The organism is Sphingomonas sp. STIS6.2 (genome assembly GCF_000732685.2).
In the GTDB taxonomy this organism is placed as follows: Bacteria; Pseudomonadota; Alphaproteobacteria; order Sphingomonadales; family Sphingomonadaceae; genus Sphingomonas; species Sphingomonas aerolata.
In genome coordinates this window covers 1-1,839 of the sequence record NZ_JPDP02000048.1, presented here as the reverse complement: position 1 = coordinate 1,839, position 1,839 = coordinate 1, and the positions used below count along the sequence as shown (strand labels likewise).

Here is a 1,839-nt window from a genome sequence, read left to right as displayed (position 1 = left end):
CGGAGACATCGTCATGAAGAAGCGTACAGCACTCGCCCTTGCTACCGGTATGTCACTGGTTTGTGCCGGCCAAGCGCCCGCCAGCACGAAACCCTGCCGAGACAAGTCCGGTAAGATCATTCAGTGCCCCAAAGTCCGTAAGGCATCGCCCCGGTGCAAGGATGAACGCGGCAAATTCGCGCCCTGCGCTCCGAAGAATGTTGCGAGCGCACCCACCCATTAATACTCGGTCCGTCGCGTTCCAAACCTCATTCGACCCTGATTGCGATGCGCACGGAACGCAGTGCTTCGGCAGGCACTTAGCTGTATCGATCAGGCTATGTCGGCAGGCCATTCTGCCAACCTGATAGTGCTATCTGTTTAAGCGCTTGAAGGGACGGGCAATGATTTCCGATGCTGACGAGGTCCGCGTTCCTCTGGTCGAGGAACGGGTTCAGGTGGAAAAGGTTGAGGTCGAGACCGATCGCGTCCGGGTCCGCACCGTCGTCGACGAGCATTTCGAAACTATCGAGCAGGTCCTGCAAACCGGCCAACTTGATGTGCGCAATATCCCGCTCGATCAGGAAGTAGCGGAGGCGCCCGCGCCCCGGCAGGATGGCGACACCCTGATCGTATCGATCGTGGAGGAGCGTCTCGTGAAGCGGCTGTTCCTCATCGAAGAAGTCCACATCACGCAGTCGTCGCATGCCGAGGCCGTCCGTGTCCCGGTGTCGTTGCGCCGCATGCGCGCAGTCGTCGAGCAAGACGCTGCGGACCCATCACCAACAGGGAAAGAGTAATGGCAGGTCCCAAGGACACCCGCGGCGCTCCGCCGCGCGAAATGCATATCGGCAAAAAGAAGGGCACCAACTGGCTGGCCTGGATTGCGCTGCTCGCCGGCATCCTTGCCTTGCTCTTCGCTCTCAGCCGCTGCGGTCGCGATGATGTATCTGCGGTCACGACGGTGGCCTCAACCAACACGACCGATGTTGTTGCTACGACACCGAACGCCGGATCGGCAACGGCTCTGGCCGGCATATCCGGTCTGGGCGGCTACCTTGCCGGTACCGAGGCGGCACCGCGAACCTTCCAGTTCGAGAAGCTGACCTTCGACACTGCCAAGAGCACGCTGCGCCCTGACGATGCCAAGGAAGTCGGCACGATCGCGGCAGTCCTTAAGCAGTACGGCAACACCCATGTGCGCATTGCCGGCTACGCCGATGCCCGCGGGTCAGATGCTGCCAATGCGGCACTCGGCAAGGCGCGGGCTGACGCCGTCAAGGCGGGCCTGGTTGCCCAAGGCATTGCCGGTGATCGCATCGAGACCGTCTCAGGCGGCGAAAGCGATCCTGTCGGCACGAACGCTACCGCTTCAGGCCAAGCCGAAAACCGTCGCACCGAGCTCGTCGTAACGTCGCGCTGATCTTTACCGAACCTACCAGGAGAGACTATCATGACCCGTACCATCACCGCTCTGTTCGATCACCGTGCCGATGCCGAAGCTGCCGAGCAGCGCCTGCAGGCTGCCAATATCGATGCCGACCATATTCGCATTCAAGACAAGTCCAGCACCGGCTACAACGAGACGGGCCATTCCACGCATGACGAGCCGGGCCTGTGGGGCTCGATCAAGAACGCGTTTCTCCCCGACGAGGATCGTCACACGTACGAGGAAGGCGTTCGCCGCGGCGGTGTGCTTCTGACCGTCGACGTCGATGAAGACCATGTCGATGACGCTGTGCGTGTTCTCGAAGAGGCAGAGACGGTCGATATCGACGATCGCTCGCAGCAGTGGCGTTCGTCCGGCTGGACAGGCTCGCCGGCAGTCGGTGCGATGAGGGCTGGGTATGCCGATAAGGA

At 61.3% G+C, this 1,839-nt stretch carries 2 protein-coding genes and 1 pseudogene; all 3 read left to right on the top strand.

Annotated elements, in window-relative coordinates; translation table 11 throughout:
- Positions 1-383 precede the first annotated feature (383 nt).
- Positions 384-779: a DUF2382 domain-containing protein gene (locus sphst_RS09645; protein WP_043157894.1), complete on the top strand. Its 396-nt coding sequence runs from the start codon at positions 384-386 to the stop codon at positions 777-779.
- Positions 779-1,402, top strand: a complete 624-nt coding sequence (locus tag sphst_RS09640; RefSeq protein ID WP_107045460.1) for an OmpA family protein — start codon at positions 779-781, stop codon at positions 1,400-1,402. Before sphst_RS09645 ends, sphst_RS09640 begins: the two co-directional genes overlap by 1 nt.
- 30 nt (positions 1,403-1,432) lie before the next feature.
- Positions 1,433-1,839 (top strand): annotated as a pseudogene (locus sphst_RS09635) (general stress protein); the annotation flags it as partial.